Below are 23,041 nucleotides of genomic sequence, written 5' to 3'. Positions count from 1 at the left end.
GTTGGTTCCGATGGCCGACGACGACAAACTCGTCGAATACCTGCGGTGGGTGACCGCCGACCTGCAGGAGACCCGCCGCAAGCTCGACGAGGCCGAGGCGGCCGCCCAGGAGCCGATCGCCGTCGTCGCGATGAGCTGCCGGCTCCCCGGCGGCGTCCGCTCGCCCGAGGAGCTGTGGCGCCTCGTCGCCGACGGCACCGACGCCGTGACCGGCTTCCCCGACGACCGCGGCTGGGACCTCGACGCGCTCTACCACCCCGACCCGGACCACCCGGGCACCTCGTACACGCGCCACGGCGGGTTCGTCGACGGCTACGCCGACTTCGACCCGGCGTTCTTCGGCATCAGCCCGCGCGAGGCGCTCGCCATGGACCCCCAGCAGCGACTTCTCCTCGAGGTCGCCTGGGAGGCGTTCGAGCGGGCCGGCATCCCCGCCGAGCGGATGCGCGGCAGCCGTACCGGCGTGTTCGCGGGCGTCATGTACCACGACTACGGCAGCCGGGTCCGGCGGCCCGACGAGGACACCGAGGGCTACCTCGGCACCGGCAGCGCCGGCAGCGTGGCCTCCGGGCGCCTCGCCTACACCTTCGGCCTGGAGGGCCCGGCCGTCACGCTCGACACCGCCTGCTCCTCCTCCCTCGTCGCCGTGCACCTCGCCGCCCAGGCGCTGCGGCAGGGCGACTGCGACCTGGCCCTGGCCGGCGGCGTGTCGCTGATGGCCACGCCGGCCACCTTCGTCGGCTTCAGCAGGCAGCGCGGCCTGGCCGCGGACGGCCGCTGCAAGGCGTTCGGCGCGGGCGCCGACGGCACCGGCTGGGCCGAGGGCGCGGGCCTGCTCCTCCTCGAACGGCTCTCCGCCGCCCGCGCCAACGGCCACCCGGTCCTGGCCGTCGTCCGCGGCAGCGCCGTCAACCAGGACGGTGCGAGCGGCGCGCTCACCGCGCCCAACGGGCCCGCCCAGCAGGCCGTCATCACCCAGGCCCTCGCCCACGCCCGCCTCCGGCCCGCCCAGGTCGACGCCGTCGAGGCGCACGGCACCGGCACCACGCTCGGCGACCCGATCGAGGCCCAGGCGCTCGCGGCGGTGTACGGGCCGGACCGGCCGGCCGGGCGGCCGCTCCTGCTCGGCTCGCTCAAGTCGAACATCGGCCACACCCAGGCCGCCGCGGGCGTCGCCGGCGTCATCAAGACGGTCATGGCGATGCGGCACGGCGTGCTGCCGCGGACCCTGCACGCGGACGAGCCCTCACCGCACGTGGACTGGCGGGGCGGTCCGCTCGAACTGCTCACCGAGGCCCGGCCCTGGCCGGCCACCGGCGAGCCGCGTCGCGCGGGTGTGTCCGCGTTCGGGATCAGCGGCACCAACGCGCACGTCGTCCTGGAGGAGGCGCCCGAGGCCGGGCCGGAACCGACATCGGGGACGGCACCCGGGCCGGCCGTCGCCGCGGACACGGGCCCTGACGTAGCCGTACGCGCGGCCACCGGTCCGGGTGCGGACACGGACACGGGCCCGGGTGCGGGCGCGGACACGGCGGGGAGCTCCGACCTGCCCGGACTCCCGCCGGTGTGGACGCTGTCCGCCCGCAGCGCCGAGGCGCTGCGGGCCCAGGCCGCCCGCCTGGCCGAGCACGTCCGCGCCCACCCCGCACTGCGTCCCGCGGACGTCGGCTGGTCGCTCGCCCGGACCCGTACCGCCTTCGCGCACCGCGCCACCGCCGTCGGCGGCGACCGTGCCGAACTCCTCGCCGCCGTCGACGCGATCGCGGCCGGCACCGCCGCCCCGGGTGCCGCGCCGGCCCTCGCCGGCGCCGGCCGGGTGGCCCTCGTCTTCCCCGGTGCCGGCGGCCAGTGGTCCGGCCGCGTCCGCGAACTGCTCGACGCCTCGCCCGTGTTCGCCCGGCGCATCGACGAGTGCGCCGAGGCCCTGCGCCCGTACACCGACTGGTCGCTGACCGCCGTCCTGCGCGGCGAGGCCGACGCCGCCGACCTGGAGCGCGTCGAGGTCGTCCAGCCGGCGCTGTGGGCCGTGATGGTCTCGCTCGCGGCCCTGTGGGAGTCCTGCGGCGTCGAGATCTCCGGCGTGGTGGGGCACTCCCAGGGCGAGATCGCCGCCGCGGCCGTCAGCGGCGCGCTGTCCCTGCCGGACGCGGCCCGCGTGGTCGCCCTGCGCGCCCGGGCGCTCGCCGCCATCAGCGGCCGCGGCGGCCTGCTCGCCGTGTCCGCCGCCGCCGACGACGTCCGCGCCCTGCTGGCCGGCCTGCCCGCACCCGGCTCGCTGTCGGTCGCGGTGGTCAACGGACCGCGCTCCGTCGTCGTCGCCGGCACACCGGCCGAGCTCGACGCGCTGCACGCGCGGTGCGAGGCCGAGGGCGTACGGTCCCGGCGCGTCGCCCTCGACTACGCCGCCCACTCGCCGCAGGTCGAAGCGGTACGGGAGGAGCTGTCCGCCGCCCTCGCGCCCGTGGTGCCCCGCGAGGCCCGGCTGCCCGTGTACTCCGCCGCCACCGGCAACCTCCTCGAACCGGCCGCGCAGGACGCCGGCTTCTGGTACCGGAGCCTGCGCGAGCCGGTGCGGTTCGAGGAGGCCACCCGCGCCATGCTGGCGGACGGCTTCGACCTCTTCGTCGAGTGCGGCCCGCATCCCGTCCTCGCCCAGGCCCTGTACGAGACGGCCGAGGACGCCGGAGCCGACGTCGCCGTCGTGGGCTCCCTGCACCGCGAGGACGCGACCGCGCGCCGGTTCGCCGGCTCGGTCGCCGAGGCGGTGGCCGCCGGCGCACGGCTGGACGCCGACCGGTACTTCGGCCCGGCGCAGCGCGTGGACCTGCCCACGTACGCCTTCCAGCGCACCCGCTTCTGGCTGCCGGGTGACGACGAGCGGACGCCGGCGGCCGGAATTCCGGGCCCCGGCGCCGGAGTCCGGGCCGCCGACGGGCTCGCGGCCGCCGGCGCGGACGAGGAGCCGTGGCGCCTCGCGGTGACCGAGCCCGGCAGCCTCGCCGCCCTCGCTCCCGTGCCCGCGCCCGACGTCCTGCGCGCGCTCGCCCCGTACGAGATCCGCGTCGCGGTCCGGGCCACCGGCCTGCACTTCGGCGACGTCCTGGTCGGTCTCGGCCTCGCCACCCACGCCTCGGAAGCAACCGATACCGACGCCGACGGCACCGGATTCGGCGTCGAGGCGGCGGGCGTCGTCCTGGAGACGGGCGACGAGGTCACCGGCCTCGCCCCGGGCGACCGCGTCATGGGCCTCTTCCCCGACGGCGCCGCCGGCCCGCTCGCCGTCACCGACCACCGCTACGCCGCCCCGGTCCCGGAGGGCTGGTCCTTCGCCCAGGCCGCGGCCGCCCCGCTCGCCCATCTCACCGCCCACCAGGCCCTGTTCGGGGTGGCCGGCCTCGCCCCGGGCGAGACCGTCCTCGTCCACGCCGCGGGCGGCTCCACCGGCCTGGCGGCGGCGCGGCTCGCGCTCCACCACGGGGCACGGGTCCTCGCCACCGACCTCGCCACCGACCTTCCTGACGGCGCCGCGGCCCTGCGGGACCTGGGACTGCCCGAGGAACGGATCGCCTCCGCGGCCACGCCCGGCTTCGTCGAGCCGCTGCTTCGCGCCACCGACGGGCGCGGAGCGGACGTCGTCGTCAACTGCCTCGCGGGCGAGCACATCGACGCCGGCCTGCGGATGCTGCCGCACGGCGGCCGGTTCGTGGAGACCGGCCGCACCGAGCGCCGCGAGCCGTCCCGCGTGGCCGCGGACCACCCCGGCGTGCGCTATCTGACCGCCGACCTGGCCGAGGCCGGGCGCGACCGGGTCCGCTCGCTCTTCGCCGAGCTGGCCCCGCTGTTCGCCGACGGCACGCTGCCGCCGCCGGAGGTCCCGAGCTGGCCGACCGAGCGGGCCGGGCGGGCCCTGGAGCACCTCACCGAGGCCCGGCACTCCGGGCAGGCGGTCCTCCTGGCCCCGCCCGCCGCCGCGCCGCGCTCGGACGCCGGCTCGCCCGCCGTGCCCGCCGCGCCGGTCCGGGACCGCGCGGCGCTCGTCCGCCTCGTCCGTACCGAAGCCGCCGCCGTGCTCGGCCACCCGGACACGGACGCGATCGCGTCCGACGCCCGCTTCCAGGAACTCGGCCTCGACTCGCTCACCGCCGTCCAGCTGCGCAACCGGCTGGGTGCGGCGACCGGGCTGCGGCTTCCGGCCACGCTCGTGTACGACCACCCGACCCCGGCAGCCGTCGCCGACCTCGTCCTGGCCCTCACGGCCGATCAGCCGGCCGACGCCTCCGCCGATGCCGCTGACGCCGCCCCGCCCGGCGCGGCCGCCCTCGGCTCCGCCGCACCGGCTCCGTCCGCCACCGCGGACGACCCGATCGCCGTCGTCGCGATGAGCTGCCGCTTCCCGGGCGGAGTGAACTCTCCCGAGGAGCTCTGGCAGGTCCTCGACAGCGGCGCCGACGTCATCGGCGACTTCCCGCGCGACCGCGGCTGGAACCTGGCCGAGCTGTTCCACCCCGACCCGGACCGCCCCGGCACCACCTACGCCCGGCAGGGCGGTTTCGTCGACGGCGTCGCCGACTTCGACGCGGCCTTCTTCGGCATCTCGCCGCGCGAGGCCCTGGCCATGGACCCGCAGCAGCGGCTGCTCCTGGAGACGACGTGGGAGGCGTTCGAGCGCGGCGGCATCGACCCGCGGTCGGCCTCCGGCGCGCCGGTCGGCGTCTTCGTCGGCACCAACGGCCAGGACTACCCGCGGGTGCTGGCCACCGGGAAGGACGACCTGGAGGGTTACGTCGGGACGGGCAACGCCGCGAGCGTCCTGGCCGGACGCCTCGCGTACGCCTTCGGCTTCGACGGCCCGGCCGTCACCGTGGACACCGCCTGCTCCTCCTCGCTGGTCGCGCTGCACTGGGCCGCGCAGGCGCTGCGCCGGCGCGAGTGCTCGCTCGCCCTGGTCGGCGGCGTCACGCTCATGGCGAGTCCGCTGCTCTTCACCGAGTTCAACCGGCAGAAGGTGCTGTCGCCCGGCGGCCGCTGCCGCTCCTTCTCGGCGGACGCGGACGGCACCAGCTGGAGCGAGGGCGTCGGCGTGCTCCTGGTGGAGCGGCTGTCGGACGCCCGCCGGCTCGGCCACCGGGTGCTCGCCGTGGTCCGCGGCTCCGCCGTCAACTCCGACGGGGCGAGCAACGGCCTCTCGGCGCCCAACGGCCCGGCGCAGGAGCGGGTCATCCGGCAGGCGCTCGCCGACGCCGGCCTGACGACCGCCGACGTGGAGGCCGTGGAGGCGCACGGCACGGGCACGAAGCTGGGCGACCCGATCGAGGCGCAGGCGCTGCTCGCCACCTATGGTGCCGGCCGGCCCGAGGACCGGCCGCTGCTGCTCGGCTCGGTGAAGTCCAACATCGGCCACACCCAGGCCGCGTCCGGCGTCGCGGGCATCATCAAGCTGGTCGAGGCCCTGCGCCACGAACGGCTCCCGAAGACCCTGCACCTGACCGAGCCGACGCCGCACGTGGACTGGGCGTCCGGCGCGGTGGAACTCCTCGCCGAGCCGCGGCCCTGGCCGCGCGGCGAGCGGCCGCGCCGCGCGGGTGTGTCCTCGTTCGGCATCAGCGGCACCAACGCCCATGTGGTGATCGAGGAACCGCCGGCCGGTCCCGCGGAGACCACCGCGGCCGCCGCGGTGGACCCGGCGCACGGCCGTCCGGTGCCGTGGGTGCTGTCCGCCCGCAGCCCGGAGGCGCTGCGGGAGCAGGCGCGCCGGCTCGTCGACCACCTGACGACCGCCCGGCCGGAGCCGGGGCCGGGGCCGCAGTCCGAGTCGGAGCCGCAGTCGGACCGGGAGGCGGGGCCGGAGCTGGAGCCGAAGTCGGAGCGGGAGACGGGGTCGAAGCCGGCGCCGGAGCTGGAGCTGGAGCTGGAGTTGGAGGCGGAGACGGCAGCGGAGCCGGGCCTGGCGCCGCTGGACGTGGGCTGGTCGCTCGCCACCACCCGCGCCGCGCTGCGCCACCGCGCCGTCGTCGTCGCGGAGGACCCGGCCGGGAACCGGGCCACACTGGCCGCGCTCGCCGAGGGCCGGGACGCGCCGGGACTGGTGCTCGCCGAGGCGCGCGAAGGACACCGCGTCGCGTTCCTCTTCGCCGGCCAGGGCAGCCAGACCGTCGGCATGGGCCGCGAACTGTACGCCGCCCACCCGGTCTTCGCCGAGGCCTTCGACGCGGCCTGCGCCGCCCTCGACCCGCACCTCTCGCGACCGCTGCGCGAGGTCGTCCTGGGCGGCGAGGCCGACGGGGCCGGGCAGGCCGGGCGTACGGACGCGGCGATCGACCGCACCGAGTACGCCCAGCCCGCCCTGTTCGCCTACGAGGTCGCGCTGTTCCGGCTCCTGGAGTCGTGGGGCGTCGTCCCGGACCTCCTCGCCGGGCACTCGGTCGGCGAGATCGCCGCCGCCCACGTGGCGGGCGTGCTCTCGCTGTCCGACGCCGCCGAACTCGTCGCTGCCCGGGGCCGTTTGATGCAGGCCCTGCCCGAGGGCGGCGCCATGGCCGCCGTCGGTGCCGGCCCGGCCGAGGTGGCCGCGCTGATCGACACGCACGGCTCCGCCGCCGGCGACGGTGCGGAGCGCCGGGTCGGTGTCGCGGCCGTCAACGGGCCCCGGTCCACCGTCCTGTCCGGCGAGCGCGACGCCGTCGCGGCGCTGGTCACCACCCTCGCCGACCGGGGCCACCGGGTCTCCTGGCTGCGGGTGAGCCACGCCTTCCACTCCCCGCTGATGGACCCGATGCTCGACGCGTTCGCGCGCGTCGCCGAGCGGCTCACGTACCACCCGCCGCGCATTCCCGTCGTCTCCACCCTCACCGGCCGCCCGGCGACCGCCGACGAGCTGACCTCGCCGGAGCACTGGGTCCGCCACGTCCGGGGCACCGTACGGTTCCACGACGCCGTCCGCGCCCTCGACGAGGACGGCGCCACCTTCTACGTGGAGGTGGGGCCCGCCGGCGCGCTCGCGTCGTCGGCCGCCGACAGCCTGGAGGGCCGGGCGGGCACCGTCGTCGCCGCGCAGCGCAAGGACCGGCCCCAGGAGGCGGCGCTGCTGCACGCCGTCGGCCTGCTGCACGCCCACGGCGTCCCGGTGGACTGGCGCGCCGTCCTCGCCGGCCGCGGTGCCCGCGTCGTCGGCCTGCCCACGTACGCCTTCCAGCGCAGCCGCTACTGGCCGCGCCGGGGCCTCGCCGGACAGGGCACGCCCGGCGCCTTCCCGACGGAGGCTCGGGGCGCGGGACATCCGGTCCTCGGCGGGTTCGTACGGATCGCCGACGCGGACCGGTGGCTGGCCACCGGCCGGCTCTCGACCGAGGCCCTGCCCTGGCTCGCGGAGCACGAGATCTTCGGCGCGACGGTGGTGCCGGGCACGCTGTGGCTGGAACTGGCGGTACGGGCCGGGGCGGCGGTCGCGCTTCCGACGGTGCGGGAGCTGACCCTCCACGCGCCGCTGCTGCTCGGCGCCGACGGCACCACCACCGGCGCCGCCGAGGCCGTGGACCTGCAAGTGCTGGTCGGCGCGCCGGACGACTCCGGCGCCCGGTCCCTGCACCTCTACACCCGCCCGGCCGCCGACGCGGGGGACGCGGGGGAGTGGACGCTGCACGCGAGCGGCGCCCTCGGCGACGACGCCCCGGCGCCCGCGCGCGACCTGCGCGCGTGGCCGCCGCCGGGTGCCGACGCCGTACCGGTCGACGGTCTGTACGAGGACTTCGCGGCCCAAGGCGTCCGGTACGGGCCGCTGTTCCGCGGCGTACGGTCGGCCTGGCGGGACGGCGAGACGCTGTACGCGGAAGTGGCCCTGCCCGACGACGCGGACCCGGGCGCCTTCGCCCTGCACCCGGCGCTCTGGGACGCGGCGCAGCATCCGGCCGCGATGGACGGCCTCGGCTCCGCGTCGGGCGCGGCGGTGCCGTTCTCCTGGGCGGGCGTCCGGCCGCACGCGGCCGGGTCCACCCGGCTCCGGGTCCGGGTCGCACCGGCCGGCGAGTCCACCGTGACGATGGACCTCGCCGACGCCCACGGCGACCCGGTGGTCACGGTCGAACGCCTCATGGCACGGCGGGCGTCCGCCCGCCGGCTGGGCGGCGCGGACGCGGGCACGACCGGTGCGCTGTACCGGATGGACTGGGTGCCGGAGGACCTGGCGCGCCCCGCCGAACCGCCCACCATGACCTGGCTCGGTGCCGCGCCGCCCCCGGCGCCGCTCGCCCACCTGGTCGACCGGACCGACCTGACGGACCCGGCTGACACGGCTGCCCCGATAGCCCCGGCCGACCGGGAGGCCGCCTTCGCGCTCGTACCGGTGACGGCCGGGGACACCGGGGCTGTTGAGGACGCCGACGGCCCGGCGCGGACCGCGCTGGACGCGGTGCGGGCCTGGCTCTCCGACGAGGAGCGTTCCGGGCGAGGCCGGTTGGTGCTGCTCACCACCGGCGCCATCGCCGCCGGGTCCGGCGAGCCCGCGGTCGACCCGGCCCGCTCGGCGGTCTGGGGCCTCGCCCGTGCCGCCCAGGCCGAGTACCCGGGCCGGGTCGTCCTGGCCGACCTGGACGGCGGCGACACCTCCTGGCACAGCCTCCCGGCCGCCCTCGCCTCGGGCCACGACCAGTTCGCCCTGCGCGAGGACCGCCTCCTGCTCCCGCGCCTCACCGAGCCCGCCGACCCGCCCACGTCCGTCAACCCGTCCACGCCCGCCGGCCCGCTCACGCCCGCCGGCCCGTCCACGCCCGCCGGCCCGCTCACGCCCGCCGACCCGCCCACGCCCGTCGACCCGGCCACGTCCGCAGGGCCGTCCACGCCCGCCGTGCCCGGCGCCGACGGCGCCGACGGCGCCGCGTCCGCCGCGTCCGCCGTCGCCGGGCCCGCGGCTCCCGGCCGGGACCCGTTCGGCGGCAGCGGCACCGTGCTCGTCACCGGAGGCACCGGTGACCTCGGCGCGCTCGTCGCGCGGCATCTCGTCGCCGCGTACGGCGTGCGGAGCCTGCTGCTCACGAGCCGGCGCGGGCCCGAGGCCGAAGGAGCCGCGGAGCTGGCCGCCGAGCTGCGGGCGGCGGGAGCGGAGGTGACGGTCGCGGCCTGCGACGTGTCGGACCGCGAGGCCTTGGCCGCGCTGCTCGCCGCCGTACCGGCCGAACGGCCCCTGACCGGAGTGGTGCACGCCGCCGGCGTCCTGGAGGACGGCGTGATCGCCTCGCTCACACCGGAGCGCCTGGCGCGCGTCATGGGCCCCAAGGCCCTCGCCGCGCTGCACCTGCACGAGCTGACGAAGAACCAGGACCTGTCCGCCTTCGTGCTGTTCTCCTCGGCGTCGGGTGTGCTCGGCTCCGCCGGGCAGGCCGCCTACGCCGCCGCCAACAGCTACCTCGACGGCCTCGCCCGGCGGCGCGCCGCCGCCGGACTGCCCGCCACCTCGATCGCCTGGGGCCTGTGGGACCAGGCGGGAGGCGGAATGGCGGGCGGACTCACCGACGCCGAGCGGAACCGGATCGTCCGCGCCGGGTTCGGCGCGATCGCGCCGGCCGACGGGCTCGCGCTGCTCGACCAGGCCCTGCGCCGGCCCGAACCCGACCTGGTCGCCGCCCGGTTCGACCTGTCGGCGCTCCGTTCGCGCCGCGAGGAAGCCGTCTTCCCGGCGGTCCTGAAGCGCCTCGTGCGCCCGCTCCCCGCCCGTAACGCCCCGGCCGCCCCGGCCACCGGGAGCGCCGCCTCCGCCGGCACCGCACCCGCCGGCCCCGCCGGCGCCGCCGGGGGCGGCGGACCCGCGCTCGTCGAGCGGCTGCGGCCGCTCGACGCCGCCGGACGCGCGAGCCTGCTGCTCGACCTCGTGCTCACCGAGACCGCCCTGGTGCTCGGCCACAGCACACCGCGCTCCGTCGCCGCCGACCGGCCCTTCACCGAGGCGGGACTCGACTCGCTCGGCGCCGTCGAGATCCGCGGCCGGCTCGACGCGGCCACCGGCGTGCGGCTGCCCGCCACCGTGGTCTTCGACCACCCCACGCCCGCGGCGCTCGCCGCCTGGCTCGGGGACGAACTCCTGCCGGCCGGACCCGGCGCCGCCGACACCGCGCTCGCCGACCTCGACCGGCTGCGCGACGCCCTGCCCGAGCTCGCCACCGACCCCGCGGCGGCCGAACCCGTCCGCATGCGGCTCAAGGCGCTGCTCACCGCCTGGGACCAGGCCACCGCACGCGCGGACGGCACGGGCGGCGCCGGCGGCCCGAACGGCGCCGTGGACACCGTGGACACCGTGGACGCCGACGCGCTCGACTCCGCCGACATCGACGAACTGCTCGCCATCATCGACGAGGAACTGGGGGACGCCTGATGACGGGCACCGCCGACACCACCGCAGCCGACTCCCGGAAGGTCCTGGACTCGCTCAAGCGGCTGACCACCGAACTCCGGCAGACCCGCAAGCGACTGCGCGACACGCAGGACGCGGCGCACGAGCCCGTCGCCGTGGTCGGCATGGCCTGCCGCTACCCGGGCGGCGTCCGCACGCCCGAGGACCTGTGGCGGCTCGTCGCCCAGGGCCGCGACGCCGTGTCCGCGTTCCCCACCGACCGCGACTGGGACCTCGACGCCCTGCACGGCCCGGACGCCGACGCCGCCGGCACCAGCGACGCGCACGCGGGCGGATTCCTCTACGACGTCGCCGACTTCGACCCGGCGCCCTTCGGCATCGGCCCGCGCGAGGCGACCGCCATGGACCCGCAGCAGCGGCTGCTCCTGGAGACCGCGTGGGAGGCGATCGAGCACGCCGGCATCGACCCGGCCACGCTGCGCGGCAGCAGGACCGGCGTCTACGCCGGCGTCATGTACCACGACTACGCGGCCCGGCTCCCCGAACTGCCCGAGGAGGTCATGGGCTACCTCGGCACCGGGACCTCCGGCAGCATCGCCTCCGGCCGCGTCGCCTACACCTTCGGTCTGGAGGGCCCGGCCGTCACCGTCGACACCGCCTGCTCCTCCTCCCTCGTCGCCCTCCACCTCGCCGTCGCCGCGCTGCGCCGCGGCGAGTGCTCCCTCGCGCTGGCCGGCGGCGCCACCGTCATGGCCTCGCCGCTGCCCTTCGTCGACTTCAGCCGCCAGGAGGGCCTCGCCTCGGACGGCCGGTGCAAGTCCTTCTCCGCCTCCGCCGACGGTACGGGCTGGGCCGAAGGCGCCGGCATGCTCCTGGTCGAGCGGCTCTCGGACGCCCGCCGCCTCGGGCACCGCGTGCTCGCCGTGATCCGCGGCACCGCGGTCAACTCCGACGGGGCCAGCAACGGGCTCACGGCCCCCAACGGCCCCGCGCAACAGCGGGTCATCCGGCAGGCGCTCGCCGACGCCGGCCTCACGACCGCCGACGTGGAGGCAGTGGAGGCGCACGGCACCGGCACCAAGCTCGGCGACCCGATCGAGGCGCAGGCGCTCCTCGCCACCTACGGCGCCGGGCGGCCCGAGGACCGGCCGCTGCGGCTGGGCTCGCTGAAGTCGAACATCGGCCACACCCAGGCCGCCGCGGGCGTGGGCGGCGTGATGAAGATGATCCTCGCGCTGCGGGAGGAGGAGCTTCCGCGGACGCTCCACGTCGACGCGCCCAACCCGCACGTCGACTGGTCGTCGGGCGCGGTCGAGCTGCTCACCGAGGCCCGGCCCTGGCCCCGCGGCGACCGGCCGCGCCGGGCCGGCGTGTCCTCCTTCGGCTTCAGCGGCACCAACGCCCACGTCGTCGTCGAGGAGCCGCCGGCCGCCGAGGACGACGTACGGGCCGGTGCACCGGCCGCCGCGTCCCCGACGTCCTCCGCCGACGGCGAGACCGTCGCCTCGGCGGCCCGTACGACGTCCGCGGACGCCTCGGGAGCCGTCAAAGCTGCGGACGCCGCGGACGCAGCGGAGATCCCGTCGGCGCGCTCGGGCGAGGCGACCGCCCGCCCGGCCCCGCTCTGGGCCCTGTCGGCCGTCTCGGAGCAGGCCCTGCGGGCCCAGGCCGGAAAGCTCGCCGCGTACCTGCGCGGCCGCCCCGGGCACGGCTCGCTCGACGTCGGGCACTCGCTGCTCACCACCCGCACGCCCATGGAGCACCGGGCGGTGGTGGCCGGACACGACCGCGAGGAACTGCTGCGCGAGCTCGAGGCGTTCGCGGCCGGCCGGCCCACCGCCGCGCTGCGGCACGGGCGTACCGCTCCGGGCGCCCTCGCGGTGATGTTCACCGGAGGCGGCAGCCAGCGGCCCGGCATGGGCCGCGACCTCTATGCCGCGTTCCCCGCCTTCGCCGAGGCCTTCGACGCCGTCTGCGCGGAGTTCGACCGGCACCTCCCGCACCCGCTGCGGCCCCTCGTCCTCGGCGAGAGCGGCGCGGACGGCGCGGGCAGCGAGAGCGGTGAGGACGGCGCGGGCAGCGAGCAGGGCGCGGGCGGCGACAGCGACGAGTCCGCCGCGGGCGGAGCACGGCGCGGTGACGCGGACCGGCTGCTCGCGGGGCAGGCCTACGCCCAGCCCGCGCTGTTCGCGATCGAGGTGGCGCTCTACCGGCTGTTCGCCTCCTGGGGCGTCGAACCCGACCACGTGGTCGGCCACTCGGGCGGCGAACTGGCCGCCGCCCACGTCGCCGGAGTGCTCACCCTCGCCGACGCCGCGACCCTGGTCGCCGCCCGCGGCCGGCTCACCCAGGCGCTCGCCGCCGGCGGGGCCATGGTGGCGGTCGCCGCCTCGGCGGACGAGGTCACTCCGCTGCTGACCGACGGCGTCGAGATCGCCGCCGTCAACAGCCCCGGCGCCGTCGTCCTCGCCGGCGACGAGGAACCCGTCACCGCCCTCGCCGCCACCCTGGCCGGCCAGGGCCGCAGGACCCGGCGCCTCGACGTCAGCTACGCCTCGCACTCCGCCCGCGTCGAGCCGATGCTCGACGAACTGCGCGAGGTCGCCGCCCGTCTCGCCTACCGGGCGCCGCGCATCGACTTCGTCTCCACCGTCACCGGCCGCCCGGTGAGCGAACAGGAGCTGTGCACTCCCGAGTACTGGGTACGCAACGCCCGCCGGCCCGTCCTGTTCGCCGACGCCGTCCGCCACCTCCAGGAGTCCGGCGTCGGCACCTTCCTCGAACTGGGACCGACCGCCGCCCTCACGCCCATGGCGGAGGCCTGCCTCGACGGCACCGGCGCGGCGGCGCTGTCCGCGCAGCACGCCGGCGACGACGAGGTCGCCGCCCTGACCGCGGCCGTCGGCCGGCTGCACGCCCGTGGCACCGCCGTCGACTGGGCGGCCTTCTTCCGGGGCACCGGAGCGCGGACGGTGGAGCTGCCCACGTACGCCTTCCAGCGCACCCGCCACTGGCTGGAGGCGCCGCCCCGGCGCCGGCTCGACGTGTCCGCGGCCGGCCTCGGCTTCCCGGACCACCCGCTGCTCGGCGCGAGCGTCGTCGTCGCGGACTCCGAGGAACTGCTCCTCACCGGCCGGCTCGCCCCCGGCGCCCAGCCCTGGCTGTCCGACCACGCCGTCGGCGACCAGGTCCTGCTGCCCGGCACCGCGTTCCTGGAGCTCGCGCTGCGCGCGGGCCGTCAGGCGGACTGCGACCGGCTCGACGAACTCACGCTCCTCGCCCCGCTGGTGATCCCGGCCGACGGCGCGGTGCTCGTCCAGATCCGGGTCGGCACGCCCGACGGCGAGGGCCGCCGGGCGATCGAGGTGTACGCGCGCGACGAGACCGCCCTGCCCGGCCGGCCGTGGGTACGGCACGCCTCGGGCCTGCTGTCGGCGGCCCCGACCAGTGACCCGGTCGTGGCCGGCCCGGCCGTCGGTGGCCCGTCCGTCGTTGACCCGGCCGTCGGTGAGCCGTCCGCCGATGTTCCGTCCGTCGGTGGCCGGTCCGTCGTCGACCCGGCCGCTGATGTTCCGGCCGCCGAAGTCCCGACCGTCGGCGACCGAGCCGCCGGTGTTCGGTCCGCCGGCGATCCGTCCCTTGGCGCCCCATCCGTCGGCGCCCCGTCCGTCGGCGATTCACCGGCCTGGGTCTGGCCGCCCGCCGGCGCGACCGCGCTCGACCTGGACGGCCTCTACGACCGGCTCGCCGCCGAAGGACTGCGTTACGGCCCCGCGTTCCAGGGACTCCGGGCCGTCTGGCGGCGCGGCGACGAGCTGGCCGCCGAGGTGGCCCTGGACGACGAACACGACGGCACGGCCGAGGCGTTCGGGCTCCACCCCGCCCTGCTCGACTCCGCCCTGCACGCCCTGGCCCTGGGCGAGCTCCCGGGCACGTCCGACGGCGCCCAGCTGCCGTTCGCCTGGCGCGGCGTCCGGCTCCACGCCGCCGGAGCCGGCCGGGCACGCGTCCGCCTCGCACCCGCCGGTCCCGGAGCGGTCTCCATCGAAGCCGTCGACCCGGCGGGCCGGCCGCTGCTCAGCGTCGAGTCCCTGGCCCTGCGCCCGGCCGGGCGACTCGCCGAAAGCGCGGCGAAGGCGGCACGCGAACCGCTCCTCCACGTGCTCTGGACCGAGCCCCGCGTCCCCGCCGAAGCGGCGGCGTACGGCGTGAGCGCACCCCTCGACGAGGCACTGGCCTCCACCGCGCCGCCGCCCGACACCGTCCTGCTGCCGCTCCTCGACCCGCCCGCCACCGACAGTTCGCCGAGTCCCGCGAGCCCCGCGGGCGCCGCGAGCGCGGCCGCCGTCCACGTCCTCGAGCGCGTCCAGGCCTGGCTCGCCGATCCCCGGCTCGCCGACACGCGGCTGGTCGCCGTCACCCGCGGCGCCGTCGCGACCGCGCGGACCGAGGACGTGACGGACCTCGCCCACGCCGCCGCCCTGGGCATCCTGCGCTCGGCCCAGTCCGAGCACCCGGGACGGATCGTGCTGGTGGACACCGACGACCCCGGGGCCCTGGCCCGGGACCTGCCGGCCGTCCTCGCCGCGGACGAACCCGCCCTCGCCCTCCGCGCCGGCCGCCTCCTGGCCCCACGCCTCGCCCCGGTCCCCGCCACACCGGCCCCCGAGCCCGCCCCGCCTGCGGACCCGGCTGCGCCGGGCCCCGGCGCCGCCCTCGGCCTCGACCCCGACGGCACCGTGCTGATCACCGGCGGCACCGGAGTCCTCGGCGGGCTGCTCGCGCGGCACCTCGTGGCCGAGCACGGGGTGCGCGGGCTGCTGCTGACGAGCCGGCGCGGGCCCGACGCCGACGGCGCCGCCGAACTCGCCGAAGAATTGCGGGCATTGGGCGCGCGCGTCACCCTCGCGGCGTGCGACGTGGCGGACCGCGAAGCGCTCGCCGCGCTCCTCGCGGGCGTTCCGGCGGAGCATCCGCTGACCGCCGTCGTCCACGCGGCCGGCGTCCTCGACGACGGCACCGTCGAGACGCTCACTCCCGGGCGGGTGCGCGCCGTCATGGCGCCCAAGGCGGACGCCGCCTGGCATCTGCACGAGCTGACCAAGGACCGGAAGGACCTGGCCGCGTTCGTGCTCTTCTCCTCGGCGGCCGGTCTGCTCGGGGCGCCGGGCCAGGCCAACTACGCGGCGGCCAACGGCTTCCTCGACGCCCTCGCCGTCCACCGCCGCCGGCTCGGCCTGCCCGCCCTGTCCCTGGCCTGGGGCCTGTGGGACGGCGCGTCCGGCATGGTCGCGGGAGCCGACGCGGCCACGCGCCGCCGTCTTGCCCGGCTCGGGATGCGGCCGATCCCGGCGGCGGAGGGGCTCGCGCTCTTCGACGCGGCCCTCGCCGGCGACGTACCGGTGGCCGCCCCGCTCCACCTGGACCCGCGCCGTCTGGGCGGCGGCGACGGCACCTCCGTACCGGCGCTGCTGCACGACCTGCCGGGCGCCCGCCCCGCACGGCGCCGGTCGCGTGCCGCCGCCGGCGAACCCCGCCGCGCCCACCCCGTACGGACCCTCGCCGCCCTGCCCGAGGCCGAGCAGCTGCGGGAACTGACCGCGCTGGTCCGCGGCGAGGCCGCGGGCGTGCTCGGCCACGCGGGAGCGCGGGAACTGCCGGACGGCCGCACGTTCGCCGAGCTCGGCTTCGACTCGCTCGGCGCGATCGAACTGCGCAACCGCCTCAACGCCGCCACCGGCCTGCGGCTGCCCACGACCATGGTCTTCGACCATCCCACCCCGGCCGAGCTCGCCGGCCATCTGCGCCTGACGCTCTTCGGCCCGTCGCCGTCCACCGGTTCCGCCGCCCCGGCGGCCGCCTCCGCGCGGTCCGCGGCGACGAGGGCCGCCGACCCGGACGAGCCGATCGCCGTCATCGGCATGGCCTGCCGCTACCCGGGCGGCGTGAACTCGCCCGAGGACCTGTGGCAGCTCGTGCTGTCCGGCCGCGACGCCGTCACCGAGATGCCGCGCGACCGCGGCTGGGACATCGACGGACTCTACGACCCCGGCCCCGACCCCGCCTCCGAGTCCCGGCCCGGTGCCACCGGCCGCCGGAGCGGCACCATCGCCACCCGGCACGGCGGCTTCCTGCACGGCGCCGCCGACTTCGACGCGGGCTTCTTCGGCATCAGCCCGCGCGAGGCCCTGGCCATGGACCCGCAGCAGCGGCTGCTCCTGGAAGTCTCCTGGGAGGCCCTGGAGGCGGCGCGGATCGACCCGCGCGCGGTCCGGGGCACCGGCACCGGCGTCTTCACCGGCGTGATGTACCACGACTACGGTTCCTGGGTGCGGCGCGCACCGGAGGACGTCGAGGGCTACCTCGGCTCCGGCACCGCGGGCAGTGTCGCCTCCGGCCGCGTCGCCTACGCCCTCGGTCTCGAAGGGCCCGCCGTCACGGTGGACACGGCCTGCTCCTCCTCTCTGGTCGCCCTGCACCTCGCCGCTCAGGCGCTGCGCGCGGGGGAGTGTTCCCTCGCGCTGGCCGGCGGCGCCACCGTCATGGCGACGCCCGGCCCCTTCGTCGAGTTCAGCCGGCAGCGCGGACTCGCGCCGGACGGCCGCTGCAAGTCGTTCGCCGCCGCGGCGGACGGCACCGGGTGGGCGGAGGGCGTCGGCGTCCTCCTCGTGGAGCGGCTCTCCGACGCCCGCCGCCTCGGCCATCCGGTGCTCGCCGTCCTGCGCGGCAGCGCCGTCAACCAGGACGGCGCCAGCAACGGGCTCACCGCGCCGAGCGGTCCCGCGCAGCAGCGGGTGATCCGCAAGGCGCTGGCCGCCGCCGGCCTGACGCCGGGCCAGGTCGACGCCGTGGAGGCGCACGGCACCGGCACCCGGCTCGGCGACCCGATCGAGGCGCAGGCGCTGCTCGCGACGTACGGGAGCGAGCGCACCGGGCAGCGGCCGCTCTGGCTCGGCTCGCTCAAGTCGAACATCGGCCACACCCAGGCCGCCGCGGGTGTCGGCGGCGTGATCAAGATGGTGCAGGCGATGCGCCACGGCACGCTGCCCCGCACCCTGCACGTCGACCGGCCCACGCCGCATGTCGACTGGTCCGGTGACGGAATGCGGCTCCTGACGGAGCCGAGGAGCTGGCCCGACACCGGTGCACCGCGGCGGGCCGGTGTGTCGTCCTTCGGGATCAGCGGCACCAACGCCCACGTCATCATCGAGCAGGCCCCCGACGACCTGGCCGTTCCGACCGGCCCCGCCGTTCCCGAGGTCCCGGAGGTCCCCGAGGCCCCTGCCGTTCCGGCCGCTCCCGCCACTCCCGAGACCCCTGCCGTTCCCGCCGCTCCCGCCGGCTCCGTGTCCTCCTCCCCGTCCGACACCGGCGAGGACGAGGGCGCGCCGTGGCTGCTCGCGGCCGAGACGCCGCAGGCGTTGCGCGCGCAGGCGCGACGCCTGGCCGCGCACGCGCGGACCACCGCGACCACGGCCTCGGACCGCGACCTCGCCTTCAGCCTCGCCACCACCCGCAGCGCGCTGCGCCATCGGGCCGCCGTCCTCACCGGCGGCCGGGAGGAGCGGGCCGCCGCCCTGGAACGGTTCGCCGACACCGGCGCGACCGGCCCGGGACGGCTCGTGGCCGCACGGGCGGGCGAGGGCACCGTGGCCTTCCTCTTCAGCGGCCAGGGCAGCCAGCGGCCCGGCATGGGACGCGAACTGGCCGCCTCCGACCCGGTCTTCGCCGCGGCCCTGGACGAGGCGTGCGCGGCTTTCGATCCCTTCCTCGACCGGCCGCTGCGCGACGTCCTGTTCGCCGGCCCGGACGGCGACGATCCCGCCACGGCCGCGCTCCTGGACCGCACCGACTACACCCAGCCGGCCCTGTTCGCGTTCCAGCGGGCCGTGCTGAAGCGGCTCGAGGCCTGGGGCCTTCGGCCCGACGCCGTCGCCGGGCACTCGGTCGGGGAGCTGGCCGCCGCGCACGCGGCCGGCGTCCTCGACCTGGCGGACGCGGCCCGGCTCGTCGCGGCCCGCGGCCGGCTGATGCGGGAGCGGGCCGGGCACGGAGCCATGGCCGCCGTGGAGGCGTCCGAGGAGGAGGTCCTGCCGCTGCTCTCGGAGCGGGTGGCGCTCGCCGCCGTCAACGGCCCGGCCTCGGTGGTCCTCTCCGGCGACACCGACGCCGTCGAGGAGGCCGTCGCCCGGCTCGCGGCGGACGGCCGGCGGACCCGGACGCTGCGCGTGAACCGGGCGTTCCACTCCGCCCACATGGACGGCCTGCTCGACGAGTTCCGGCTGATCGCCGAGGACGTCGACTTCCACGCGCCCGTCCTGCCCGTCGTCTCCACCGTCACCGGGCGGCCCGCCACCGCCGACGAGCTGTGCTCGCCCGCCTATTGGGTACGGCAGCTGCGCCGGCCGGTGCGGTTCCGGGACGCCGTCGCGCGCCTGGAGGCCGACGGGGCCACCACGTTCCTCGAGATCGGCCCCGGCGCCGTCCTGACCGCCGCCGCCCGCGACAGCCTCGCCGACCGCGAGCGCGCGGTGGTCGCCGTCCTCAGGCCCGGGCTCCCGGAGCCCCGGGCGCTGGCCGCGGCCGTGGCCGAGGCGCATGTGAGCGGGGCCACCGTCGACTGGACGGCGTACTTCGACGGCACCGGCGCCCGGCCCGTGGACCTGCCGACGTACGCCTTCCAGCGCCGCCGCTACTGGCTCGCGGCCGAGACCGCCGACACCGGACGGGACCATCCCGTCCTCGGCCCGGGCGTGTCCGCGCCGGACGTCGCCGGCACCGTCTTCGTCGGAGACCTGGACCCGCGCGTGCTGCCCTGGCTCGACCAGCACCAGGTCGCCGGCGCCCCGGTCCTGCCCGGTGCGGCCGTCGTCGAACTGGCCCTGCGGGCGGGCGCCGCACTCGGCTGCCCCGTCGTCGACGACCTCGTCCTGGAGACGCCGCTGCCCGTGCCCGGCCGAGGCGCCCTGCCGCTGCGGCTGTCCGTCGCGGAACCCGACGAGGACGGCCGGCGGTCCTTCCGCCTCTACGCCGCCACCGGGGCCGCCCACGAGACCGACTGGACCCGGCACGCCACCGGCACGCTCGCACCCGGGACACCCGGGACACCCGGGAGCGGTCCGGAGCCGTCGGCCGCTGCCGGACCCTGGCCGCCGGCCGGGGCGCCGGCCCTCGATCCGGACGCCGCGTACGCGCGCCTCGCCGAGGCCGGCCTCGCCTACGGTCCCGCCTTCCACGGCCTGCGGGCCGCCTGGCGCGACGGCGACGACCTGCTCGCCGAGGTCGTGCTGCCGGAGGACGCCGGCGCCGGGCGGTTCGGCGTCCACCCGGCCCTCCTGGACGCCGCCCTGCACGCCCTCGGCCTCGGCTTCGACGCCGGTCCCGACGCCGGTCACGGCTCCGGTACGGCCGGCCCGACGGCGCCCGGAGCCCTGCCGTTCGCCTGGCAGGGCATCCGCCTCCACCGCACCGGCGCCCGGGAGGTGAGGGTCCGGCTGACACCGCTGGCGCGGTCGGGCTCCGCGGCCGCCGTGGCCCTCGAACTGACCGACCGCACGGGAGCGCCGGTCCTGTCCGCCGACTCCCTGACCCTGCGTCCGGCCGCCGGCGCCGCCGGGACGCTGCTCCGGCTCGACTGGCCGCAGCTGCCGGTGCCCGACACCGCCGCCGGACCCGCCCCGGCGCCCGCCACCTGGGCGGTCCTCACCTCCGAACTGCCCGCCGCCACCCAGGAGATGGACGCGCTCGGCTCCCTCCCGCGAGTGCCCGACCTCGCCCGCGTACCGGAGGACGCCGACGTCGTCCTCGTACCGTTCCCGGCCTCCGACACGCCGCTCGCGTCCCAGCCCGTCCTACGGGCCCTCGAGCTCGTGCGGGACTGGCTGGCCGACGAACGGCGGACGGGCGCGCGGCTCGTCGCCGTCACCCGGCGCGCGGTCGTGACCGACGGCGACGAGGAGGCGCCCGACCTGGCCCACGCGCCCCTGTGGGGCCTGCTGGGCTCGGCCGCCGCCGAGCATCCCGGGCGCTTCGCGGTGGTCGACGTCGACGGCGGCGCCGCGTCCTGGCGCGCGCTGCCGTCCGCGCTGGCCGCCGGAGCGGACCGGGTGGCGATACGCGACGGACGGCCGCGCACGCCCCGCCTGACGCCGTCGGCGAGCGCACCTGCCGCCGCCTCGTCCTTCGGCCCCGACGGCACCGTGCTGATCACCGGAGCGGCCGGCGCCCTCGGCGGCCTGATCGCCCGTCACCTGGTCGCCGCCCACGGCGTCCGCCGCGTCCTGCTCGTCGGCCGCCGCGCCGACGACCCGCGGACGAACGCCCTGGCGGCCGAGCTGGAACGGCTCGGCGCCGCGGCGACCGTCGCCGGCTGCGACGTGGGCGACCGGGCCGCGCTGGCCGCCGTCCTGGCCGCCGTGCCGGCGGAGCACCCGGTCACCGGGATCGTGCACTGCGCCGGAATCCTCGACGACGGCGTCATCGCCTCACTGACGCCCGAGCGGACCGCACGCGTGCTGCGCGCCAAGGCCGCGTCCGCCTGGCACCTGCACGAGCTGACCCGGGAGAGCAAGGTCTCCGCGTTCGTGCTCTTCTCCTCCGCGGCCGGTCTGCTCGGCGCTCCCGGACAGGCCAACTACGCGGCGGCCAACACCTTCCTCGACGCCCTGGCCGCCCACCGCCGGGCGCACGGCCTGCCGGCCGTGTCGCTCGCCTGGGGCCCCTGGGCACAGCGGGGCGGCATGGCGGGCGACCCGGAACTGCGCAGGATCGCCCGCGCCGGCATCGAGGCGCTCACCCCGGAACAGGGCCTCGCCCTCTTCGACGCCGCCGTCGGCCGCGACCTGCCCGACGCCGTCCTCGCCCCGCTCGCGCTCGTACCGGGACGGCTCGCGGCCCACGCCGACGACCCGGCACTGCCCGCACCGCTCCGCGCCCTCGCCCGGCCCCGGCCGGACCGGACGCGCGGGCCGGACCGGCCGGGCCGCGCGGACGGTCCCGCGCCACGGACCGCGGCCCTGGACACGCTCCAGGGCGCCGCGCTGGAGCACGCGCTGCGCGCGACCGTGCGCACCGAGACGGCGAACGTCCTCGGCTTCCCGTCACCGGACGAGGTCGACGAGCACCGGTCGCTGCCGGAACTCGGTCTCGACTCGCTGACGGCCGTGGAACTGCGCAACCGCCTCGACCGGGCGACGGGCCTGCGGCTCGCGGCCACCGTGGTCTTCGACCACCCGACGCTCCCGGCCCTCGTCACGCACCTGCGGGACGAACTCGCCCTGCGCGGCGCCCCGTCCACGCCCGATTCCGCCGCCGCGCCCACCACCACTGCCTCCACCACCGTCTCCGCCGTCGGCTCCGTCCGGCCCGCTCAGGCCCCCGCCGCCGAACCCTCCGGCGAGGACGCCGTCGGCGTGCTCTTCCGGCAGGCCAGGGCGGCCGGGCGCACCCTCGACGGCATCCAGCTGCTCCGTACCGCCTCCCGGCTCCTGCCGTCCTTCACCGGCGCCGCCGACCTGACCCGTACGCCCGAGCCCGTACGGCTCGCGGCGGGCGACGGCACGACCGTGCCGCTGCTGTGCTTCCCGCCGGTGGTCGCGCTCTCCGGACCGCACCAGTTCGCCCGGTTCGCGGGCGCCCTGCGCGGACGGCGCGAGGTGGTGGCGCTGCCGCAGCCCGGCTTCCGGCCCGGCGAGCCGCTCCCGGCCCACTGGGAGGCCGTCGTCGAGGTGCAGACGGCGGCCGTGCGCCGCCACGCGGCCGCCGGGCCGGTGGCCCTGCTCGGCTACTCCTCGGGCGGCTGGATCGCCCACGCCGTGGCCGCCCGCCTCGCGCGCACGGGCGAGGCCCCGCACGCCCTCGTCCTGCTCGACACGTATCTGCAGAGCGAGACGAGCGAGACCCTCGCCGGCGCCCTCACGGACGGCCTGTTCGCCCGGCACGGGGAGCGGACGGCCGTCGGGGGACCGTCGTTGACCGCCATGGGCGCCTACGTCCGGGTCTTCGAGGAGTGGAGCCCCACTCCGCCCGGCGCCCCCACCCTCTTCCTGCGCGCGGCCCGGCCACCGGCCGGCGCCGAGGACGAACCGCGGCCCGCCTGGGCCTCGGACGCCACCACGCGGGAGACCGCCGGCGACCACTTCTCGATGCTCGAGGAGCACGCCGCCACCACCGCTCACGCCGTCCACGACTGGCTCTCGGGCCGGGACGGTGCCATCCACCACGTACAGGAGCGCACGACATGACCGAGATAACCCCCGCCCTCGTCGAGAAGGCCTACATCGCCCTCGTCTCCTGCGACCGGGACGAGGCCGCCCAGTACTGGGCCGAGGACGTCCGCTTCTCGGTCCCCGGCCGGCACGGCCAGGCCGGCTGGCACGAGGGCCTCGACGCGCTGCTCGCCTTCCGGCAGGCCCTCACCGACGCCGCCGGCGGCGACTTCCAGGTCGAACTGGTCACCTCCATGATCAGCGGCAACGAGAACATGGACGTCGTGAAGGTGCACGCCGTCCGCCCGGGCGCCCCGGCCGGCAGCACCTCGCCCTTCGACGTCCTCGACGCCCTCGGCGTGCAGGTCTTCCGCTGGGAGGACGGCCGCGTGGTCGAGGGCCGGGCCGGCTTCTTCGGCGACGGCGCCACCAACTACGACCAGTGGTGGTCCCCGCTCGGCGCGGACGGCCGGCGCCGCGACCTGTGACACCGACC

General features: G+C 77.8%; 3 protein-coding genes. All 3 read left to right on the top strand.

Annotated features, from left to right (window positions below):
• Positions 1-10: 10 nt before the first annotated feature.
• The 3 genes from ACIGO8_RS07650 to ACIGO8_RS07640 are packed head-to-tail and all read left to right on the top strand — an operon-like array spanning position 11 to position 23,033.
• Positions 11-10,360: a type I polyketide synthase gene (locus tag ACIGO8_RS07650; protein ID WP_399725438.1), complete on the top strand. Its 10,350-nt coding sequence runs from the start codon at positions 11-13 to the stop codon at positions 10,358-10,360.
• A complete protein-coding gene (locus ACIGO8_RS07645) occupies positions 10,360-22,581 on the top strand; it encodes a type I polyketide synthase (protein ID WP_399725435.1) in 12,222 nt (4,073 codons plus the stop codon). Before ACIGO8_RS07650 ends, ACIGO8_RS07645 begins: the two co-directional genes overlap by 1 nt.
• Entirely contained in the window at positions 22,578-23,033 is a 456-nt protein-coding gene (locus ACIGO8_RS07640; protein ID WP_399725432.1) for a nuclear transport factor 2 family protein, read from the top strand. The genes ACIGO8_RS07645 and ACIGO8_RS07640 overlap by 4 nt, the downstream gene beginning before the upstream one ends.
• Positions 23,034-23,041: the final 8 nt, after the last annotated feature.

The sequence above is a fragment of the Streptomyces sp. NPDC053493 genome, assembly GCF_044544825.1.
Lineage (GTDB): Bacteria > Actinomycetota > Actinomycetes > Streptomycetales > Streptomycetaceae > Streptomyces.
Note: the sequence above shows the minus strand (reverse complement) of the source record. Positions and strands in the feature narration are given on the sequence as shown.

What these genes read in the sequence shown, in the direction of transcription:
- ACIGO8_RS07650 (WP_399725438.1), top strand. Translation starts at nt 11, where the DNA reads ATGGCCGACGACGACAAACTCGTCGAATACCTGCGGTGGGTGACCGCC.
- ACIGO8_RS07645 (WP_399725435.1), top strand. Translation starts at nt 10,360, where the DNA reads ATGACGGGCACCGCCGACACCACCGCAGCCGACTCCCGGAAGGTCCTG.
- ACIGO8_RS07640 (WP_399725432.1), top strand. Translation starts at nt 22,578, where the DNA reads ATGACCGAGATAACCCCCGCCCTCGTCGAGAAGGCCTACATCGCCCTC.